Origin of the sequence: Acinetobacter sp. RIT698 (assembly GCF_009668065.1) — a bacterium.
GTDB classification, from domain to species: Bacteria; Pseudomonadota; Gammaproteobacteria; order Pseudomonadales; family Moraxellaceae; genus Acinetobacter; species Acinetobacter guillouiae.
The window spans coordinates 1-8,198 of sequence record NZ_WJYH01000088.1; the positions used below are offsets into that span (position 1 = coordinate 1).

At 34.6% G+C, this 8,198-nt stretch carries 5 protein-coding genes; 1 reads left to right on the forward strand and 4 read right to left on the reverse strand.

Annotated features, from left to right (window positions below):
- On the forward strand, positions 1–222 hold a 222-nt coding region (locus GJV03_RS21655; RefSeq protein ID WP_216070506.1), incomplete at its 5' end, for a hypothetical protein.
- An 808-nt stretch (positions 223–1,030) separates the two neighbouring features.
- Here GJV03_RS21655 and GJV03_RS20760 read toward each other — a convergent pair.
- The 4 genes from GJV03_RS20760 to GJV03_RS20775 form a co-directional block, all read right to left on the reverse strand.
- Positions 1,031–2,893 carry a hypothetical protein gene (locus GJV03_RS20760; protein ID WP_154131025.1) on the reverse strand — a complete coding sequence of 621 codons (1,863 nt, stop codon included), beginning with the start codon at positions 2,891–2,893 and terminating at the stop codon, positions 1,031–1,033.
- An 8-nt stretch (positions 2,894–2,901) separates the two neighbouring features.
- The gene (locus GJV03_RS20765; RefSeq protein WP_154131026.1) at positions 2,902–3,903 is read right to left on the reverse strand and encodes a T6SS immunity protein Tli4 family protein; all 1,002 of its coding nucleotides are present in this window, start codon (positions 3,901–3,903) and stop codon (positions 2,902–2,904) included.
- A complete protein-coding gene (locus tag GJV03_RS20770; protein WP_154131027.1) occupies positions 3,896–6,637 on the reverse strand; it encodes a type VI secretion system Vgr family protein in 2,742 nt (913 codons plus the stop codon). Before GJV03_RS20770 ends, GJV03_RS20765 begins: the two co-directional genes overlap by 8 nt.
- 63 nt (positions 6,638–6,700) lie before the next feature.
- The gene (locus GJV03_RS20775) at positions 6,701–7,951 is read right to left on the reverse strand and encodes a hypothetical protein (RefSeq protein WP_056511592.1); all 1,251 of its coding nucleotides are present in this window, start codon (positions 7,949–7,951) and stop codon (positions 6,701–6,703) included.
- Positions 7,952–8,198: the final 247 nt, after the last annotated feature.

Genomic DNA, 8,198 nt, shown 5'->3' on the forward strand with positions numbered 1-8,198 from the left:
TTTCAAAGATTTAAAGATAAATCTAGTGATGTTGTTATAGAGTTAACCAACTCTATCCAAGTTTCATTAAATAATGGAATATCATTACCAACTATTCAGCAAACTATTTTAGATACTTGTAGTTCAGACAAGCAACATAAAGGTCATAATTACTATCAGATAATCTTAAAAGAGGCTCTGATTCAATCTAATAATTACATATCATTGTTTCAAATATCCTAGTCTATTCTAGTTATAGAGTTGGATAATTCAAATAAATATAGTTTTCTTCACAAAACTGCAAAATACTGGATAAACCGACCAACTATCCTTGTTCGTTGTGTACCAGGCATTCCTATTCCTAACGTACCACGCAAGTTAAAAAACTCTAGACTAGCAAAAACGTACAGAAAATAATTTACAGGCTCTAGATGAATAATACTTCTCAAAAAAACGTTTAATTTTTATTGAAATATAATTGCATGTAAATTAATTGCGTATTCCACTCAATAGTTATGCCACTTATACGTATATGTCTATCACAAATCTTATTTACTTTGTTTAACAGTCTGTAATGATCAAGTAAAAACAGACTTTTGTAGATAATTTTTTGTTAACACTATTGCTTTGAAGGAGGACTTTCCCCATAGTATAATTATTTGTAGGAATCATAAAAGATGAAAAATGGAATTATATTTAAAGTTTTTTTTATCCTTACACCAATTTTTATTAGTGGATGCCAAACCATTTTTGAACATATGTATCGCGTTTGATAGCTTTCATTTGGGATATTCAGTATTATTCGACACTATAGGTAATTTCCGCACAGCATATCTAGTTTACTCTGAGTGAAAAATATATTTGAGGAATTTTTATAGAGTCCAATTTGACTTATCGGGCTCTATGTCATTCCATTAATACTAGCGTTCAATTTAGTCTAATCACAAAAAAAGCAACTTGATTAAGAAGTACATACTTTGAACTACTATAGGCAAGATGCTTACTTGATTTAGTCTATAAATCATGAAAGTTCTAAACATTTACGTTGCCACTAACAGGACTTCTTGATTATATCAACAATATTTGCAATGCAATATATTGTATTTAATTGAACATCCGCATTATCATAGCTAGCAGAATGTTCATAGCCATTAATAACAAATGTCTCTTTTGGAGTTCTAGTACTTGCTCGAACATCCTGTCCAGATTGATAACATACAGTACCATCACCACGTGAGGTTGGTTTTAAATCTAAATAGAATGTTGCTTTATTAGTTTTAGATATTCTTGATTTTTCATCTAATAAAATTTCTCTTACACCATCCTCCTTATAAGCATTATCTTGTAAATTGTGCATTTTCGTCCCTTTAATGGTTAAATCTGCATCATTTTCGGGAATGCTATTTATATCACCTTCTTTGATGTCACTTCGATCTTTTATATCTGGAAACTCAATTAATTTTTTCTTGCCATACAAGCTTATGAGTTCAATCAATTCATTTTCTGAGCGAATGTTTAACACTTCCTTACAACGCCAGACCACTTGACCAAAAGATTGATGGTCTTCATCTGCTCCGTAATGTGCATAGGTATTAGTATGATAAGTGTCAATAATATGATCATGTAATTTTTTTACTTTATTAACAGTTAGTTTATAAACATCAAAAATACTTTCTAATTTTTTCTCTTGGGCCTCTATAGCAAGTAATCCAGCAGGATCAATAAACTCAGGATTCATTAATGCCCACCAACTATCTTTTCTTTTGTAAATTTCAGTATAAGGATCAATGGTTTGTGGTAGTGAAGCTGTAATTTCACCTGTAGGTGTTTTTGCTTTGATTAACATCCACGCTTTAGGGTTTTTTGGGAAATCTGCAGCATTTGAATAATTAGCAAATGGCAATAATTCCAAGCCACCAGGTGCACTTGCCAATGTAGCAGTAAGTCGTTCAGAGGTATCCCCAAACATAAATTTAGTCGCCCAAGCTTTTATACTATTCAATAATCCTGTCGAGGCCTTCCAACCATCCCAGCCTACGGTTAAACGTTGATAAACTGCTGGCGCACCGCTGGCTGGCATCACCCCATGTACTACCCCAGCAATTTTATCTTTAACCTTTTCATTTTGAATCAATGCACGTGTTACCAGTCCACCCATCGAATGGGTTACAATAATAAATTTTTTAAATTTAGCAGTAGGAAATTCTTTTTTAATTTGCGCCATAACTTCATTATTGAGGCGATCTGCAACTTTATCAGCAGAGCTTAAATTGGTATCTAGCCAATTGTAACCACAGGCAAATACAGGAAATGCATAATCCGCAAGTTCTTCATGTTGTTCTAAACTTAATAACTCTATTGTTTTGCTACTCGACCAATTTTTGAATACTTTTTTTGTTTCCTTATTTCCAGGCTGTACAATTTTCGCCCATTCATCCGTGCCGTTAAATTTATCTTCCTTTTGCTCTTTTACACTTTTAAATGGGTTATTTAATTGGCTTTCCAAATAGATTAACACTTTGGAATAGCCTATTGTTATTACTGAACCCCAGCCTCGCGCTCTAGCAATTTCTTCAGTCATATGAGGAGCTTTCTTTTTATTTATTTTAATATCACCATCATAACCTACTTCGGTCGTTTTCGGGTTTAGGTCAATTTGTCTTTCTTTCGCATCTCTTTTACTATATTCAATTAGGGTAGAAACACCTGGATACCAAACTTTCTTTTTATTGGTATCTTTGATATTTGACCCCATAATCCCTGGGATAAAAATAATCGGTACCACATATTTGACAGGAGCAGGGATTTCACACTCAGTATTAACACTATTTGGTGTTGTCTGTGAAACATAGGAAGTCTTTCCTGATTGATGAATTGTTTCATATGCTTCATGACGATGTACATTATTTGACATTATTCTTCTCAAAATTTACGAATTGTTTTTATAATCGATTCATACAGCTTTAAAGCATCAGCTTGCTCTAAGCTACTAGTCTTATTCCCGGAAGATGAATATGATGTATCCACCTCTAAACCAATTAAAGGATCTTTATTATTACGTGCAGTTCCTGTATGTTCCCATAATGCGCTAATTCCGTTCTTACCCTTCATTTTCTCAACAGAAATCCACTCTTGAGCATTTAGCTGTGCTGTGTTCTTTTCACCTTTTCGTATATTATCTTTATTCATTTGCCGTTGACTTTGTCCAACTTGGCTTAACTTACTTTCGATCCTAAGAATAAGTTGTGCAATTTCCTTTGAATTTGTTTCACTATCAAAACGTAACACCACACTTGGATAGTTTTTAAAGTCAAAGCCCATTTTTTGTTTACTGTGTCTAAATTTTTGATCATTATCTTTAATAAATCCTTTATAAATACATTGGCCAATTTCTTTAGGAATTTCATGTTCAGGGCGATAACGTAAATTATTAATTAAATGCTTCATAGCTTCATTACTATCTTCAGTCCATTTAGGCATATCACTATGATTCCCCTCAATTAAAAACAAGGTCTTTTTATCAAGTACAAAACCGAAGACCGAAATGGGGTCACCTTTATCTTTTGATGTTTTCCCTTTAAGCGTTTTAGTGACCCGACCTTCTATTTTATGTTCTTGAGGATCTTCAATTATAGACCAATCGCCTTCAGAATATTCCTTTCTCACTTTATGAATGGCCGCATCAAAATCTTGGCGTGTAGCATTATCAGATACTTTAATAATAAAAGAGTCATATTGATCATATCTATTTAATGGATTAGCTTCTGTAGGAATATCTACAGCATAACGCCCTATACAATAAGTTTTAGTTTTTTCTAAGTTTATCATGTTATATCCAGTATTTTTTATTCCTGATTGTGCAGATGCATAGTCCGTATTGAATACACATGCAGTTAATAATAAAGAAGCATATATTTTATTCATCTACATATCCTAATAATGAAATAACAGCTTTTGTCATAGTGAGTGAAGTAATCTTCTCTGTTCTCCCTTGAGAATCGGTTATCCCTTCAATCATTTTGCCATCTTCTGTTTTTATTTTATATTTCATATTGGACATTGCTTTACCAGCTTTATTACGCAATACAAAAAGCTCGTCATATTCCATTTGCAATTTTGGCATCGCAGCTAGATCAGATCCTATCGTAGCACCTGGCATCGTCTTGATTTGTCCAGCTTTTAAAGACATTGTCCCAGGGCAAACAATATCTATATTGCCACCTTCAATTTTGATATAACCACCACCAGAAGCGAGTAAAATTCCTTTACCACTTTCAACTTTAACGAAATCATTAATTGCATAAACATGCAGCAGTTCTTGTGATGCAATTTTCATTGAATCAGCCTGTGCTTCTATTTCTATTGGTCCTTGTCCAGCTTTAATTTTAATACCAGCGGCTTTTGCAAAAAGTGAAATTTTGTCCAAAACACTGGCAAAGAAACCTCGACCTGAAAAAATTTGAACATTACGTTCTGAACTAATATCAATGTTTGCTTTAGCTTGAGCGACAATCCCTTTATCAGCATCAAGGATGATGGAATCTTTTGCATCAATTGCAACGTATGGTGTCGTGTCTGATTCATTCCAGTTAGGCAGTTCACTTTTTAGAGATTCTTGAAGTTCTAATTCAGGTTCCGTTGTTTGGTGTCCTTTTGCTGCATCCTTTATTGCTGAATTTGTACCTAAAAATTTCTCAATATTCTGTTGTAAATTAGAACGATCAAGTTGATTTCCATTGGCGTTAATATCTTTTTCCGTTGTGATCAGAATCCCTTTAGGCGCACGTATACTACCCCACTGATCCGTCCTTAACTCAAACCCTTCACCACGGCCATCACTTTCTGCCATTTCTTTAGGATGACTTAAATTCCCCAAATTTAACTGACTAGCACCATGGCTCGATTGTAGCTGTGTACTGAGTTGTCCAGTTGTATCATCAAATCTAAGCTGCCCAAAGCCTTCCCCTGAAACTTCTTTTGATCGAATACCACTCAGTTTTTTAGTATCAGGTAATTTTCCTTTAATATCGAACTTAGTCGGATTCCGTTGTGCTTCATGGATACGCCCTGTCACAAATGGACGGTCAATATTGCCATCAAAGAAGTCGATTACCACAATTTCGTCTTTTCGTGGTAAAAAACGAGCACCATAACCTTCCCCCGCCCAAGGGGTAAGCACATCTACCCACGCTGAATCTGTATCATTATCATTGGAACCTGCACCACCATCATGGCTATGATCATCTGAGCGGGTAAATAAGAATCGGACTTTAATACGCCCCCATTCATCGACATGGATTTCTTCACCATCTGTAGTGACTTTGGCACGTTGCACATGAGCGGTGGGCCGATGTTGTAGTAGATCATATTCAGGAATAACTACAATACTTCGACGTACAACCATTAAATCATTGGCTTGACGTTCTTGCTCGCTGTCTTTACTGATTTCCCAATGACTGAGTGTAAGCAATTTTTCCAATTGGTCCTTCATATCTTTAGGAAGGTTATTTTGATTGTAATAGTGCTTATTCAGTATCAAAAACTCACGATCATTCGAACTATGATTTTTCTCAAGTTCTGGATGATCAACAAGTTGAAACCAATACCCAACTGGGGTATCTCGTACACTACTTTGTGCTGTGAAGTATTTGGCTTGTAAGGCTTGATATTGGTTCAGCTGTTTGTTGAGCTTTTCTAATTGGCTATTGCCTGATTTTGTTGCTTGATCTTCATCTTTGAGATCACTGATCCATGCGGGCGATACACTCCATGCTTGTTCAAGGCTCAAGCTTTCATTGTCTCGATTTGAACTGTGTTTATGTGTACTTAGCACTGAACCACTAGCATCCTCTTGACTTAAGCTATCAGGTTGCCAGCGTTGCACATGGATAGCTGTTGGCTGTAGACTACGTTCTGCGATAAAGCTGGTGATGCTGTCATATCTTTCTGTCGCATTTGAACGATGGTAGCGTATAGTTCTGCGTTCAATCGCTTTAAATTGATTATTATCATCAATTAATCTAAGCTTTTGCGGTTCAATGCTTTCATTGCTACTTGAAACAATATATTTAGACTCATCAATCAGCCAATTTATTGATTCTTCACGCATTAATCGGGTTAAATATACATAATCGCTTTCGTTCGACTGCATTGAAAATGGGCGAATATCGTAAGCCTTAGTTAAGCCACTGGTGTCTAATTTCAGGCTTGAAGTAAATAAGGCACTTTTCGATTGCCATTCTTTGAAAATTACTTCAATAATTTCAATAACATTCTTATTCATAAACACACGACTATTACGTCGTTTATGCCATAAACTTGTTGGGTCTTGCATGGTTAAACGATAAAGACTCAAAGCACCATCGGATTGTCCCTGTGAAGCACCAGTAATAATGCCAGTCGTTCTAAATAACTTTCCTGAATCAGTTACCTGATCAATAGCGACTTGGCAACCTATGAATTGTTTTAACTCTATGAATGGATTCGTTGATAGGCAGATCAGTTCTGCTGACAATCCCTCATTGATGCCATGAAAGCCATCAATGCGTTGCAACATGATTTGAGAATTGAGTTGTGAATTTGAAAATTGTGCATTGATGGCACGTTTTTGTGTTCCTAAGCCTAACTTATCTAAAATACCAAAAATGTTATCTAACATTGTTATTTATAACCTTATTATTAATAGGGAAATATTAACAGAACAGATATTTATGCTCAAATACTATTCGTTTTCATTTTGTTTCAATTCGATTAAAAGCTTTTTGTAGAATTTTACTACATGCGGACCAATATTATATCTCTCTTGGAGCTTCTCAATACTGAGGGTTTCTAAATCATGCCGATGATCAAGTACCCATTCATTTTTTTGGTCTTGCTTAGTGATACCTAAAAATTTTCTTAAAATCATTCTATTTTTAATGATGTAATTTTCTTTTCGATCAAGTATTTGAGCAATTTCAGCTATAGTTAAATGGAGGTCAAGTAAAATATTTTGATTCTCCAAACGCCACGCTTTAACCAAATCATTATGATGAGGTAGTTTCAACAACTTCTTTAACTGTCCCTTTTTTCTAAAGACTTGTTTAGGTTCAATACCCAATTTTTGTGCTAACTCTTCTTTTATCAGCGTAGAGTCTTGTAAAAGCTCTTTATTTTCAAGTAACCAAGCTTGGTTTTGGTCTTTCACTTTTGGCGTTTTTAAAATTTCTCGTAATTTGGCTCTGGCTCTTCGGATTTGCCCTTCTGTTTTTTGAAAGTGTAAAGCCAATTCCGCAATAGATTTACTGTGATTTAATAATTGATCTTGGTGATCAAGTAGCCATTGATGTTGAGTCCTTTTATTCTCTTTGAATTGCTCAGAGAAACTCAACTCACCTAATTCACTTCGTATACGGTTATAAAATTTCTTGGCAAGAAAAGTGCTTATATCAAAAGTTGCTGCAATTTCATTTATAGTCATATCAACCATTTTTGATTTATTTTCAATAAACCACTGTTCTTGTAAAATTTCAGATTCTTTTTTTCTTGTTTTCTTTCGTATAGGAATACTGATGAGATCTGCCAACCATTTTTTATGTTGGTACACCTGACTGCGTTTTAAGCCATATTTTGCTTTTAGTGTTTGTAGGCTATCATTCAAAAGCTCATCTTGATGCTCTAAAAGCCATTGATCATTGCGATAGATAACTTTGTTTTGAATGTTAAGCCTCCGTCTGAATTTAGCAACAATACCATTACTTAAACCAAGTTGCTGTTCAGACTCAGTAATCGAATGTATCTTAAGAAATTCTGCAATTTCGGACGTTAAGATAAATGAAAACGTACCACCTATGCCATCTCTTGGAGTTAAGGCATAGGGCCATCCCTGATAAATCATAATTCCTGCTGAAGATTTTTGTTCTTCATAAACATCCCAGTCTTCACCATCCTCGTCTTTAATCGTTTTTATTTTAAAATATTTGTATTTTCCCATTTGTTACTTTGATTTATCCTCATTATCGTTGAACTTACTTGTTTGAGCCTTATTTGTATAACAGATTGTTAGTAATTTCAACCAAGCAATTAATTTCATCAGATGAAAACTTTTTGAAAACCAAGCGCACTTTATCTTAGCCTATCCCATTGAAGCCCAATATTATTTAAAAAGATTGCTAATAGTCGTAGTGGTATGTTAGGAACAGAAATAGGCGGTACATTAAACAAGGATGTGCACAAAACTA

Bases quoted from the DNA above. Each gene is read 5' to 3' on its own strand.
- GJV03_RS20765 (WP_154131026.1), bottom strand. From the start codon at position 3,903: ATGAATAAAATATATGCTTCTTTATTATTAACTGCATGTGTATTCAAT.
- GJV03_RS20775 (WP_056511592.1), bottom strand. From the start codon at position 7,951: ATGGGAAAATACAAATATTTTAAAATAAAAACGATTAAAGACGAGGAT.
- GJV03_RS20770 (WP_154131027.1), bottom strand. From the start codon at position 6,637: ATGTTAGATAACATTTTTGGTATTTTAGATAAGTTAGGCTTAGGAACA.
- GJV03_RS20760 (WP_154131025.1), bottom strand. From the start codon at position 2,893: ATGTCAAATAATGTACATCGTCATGAAGCATATGAAACAATTCATCAA.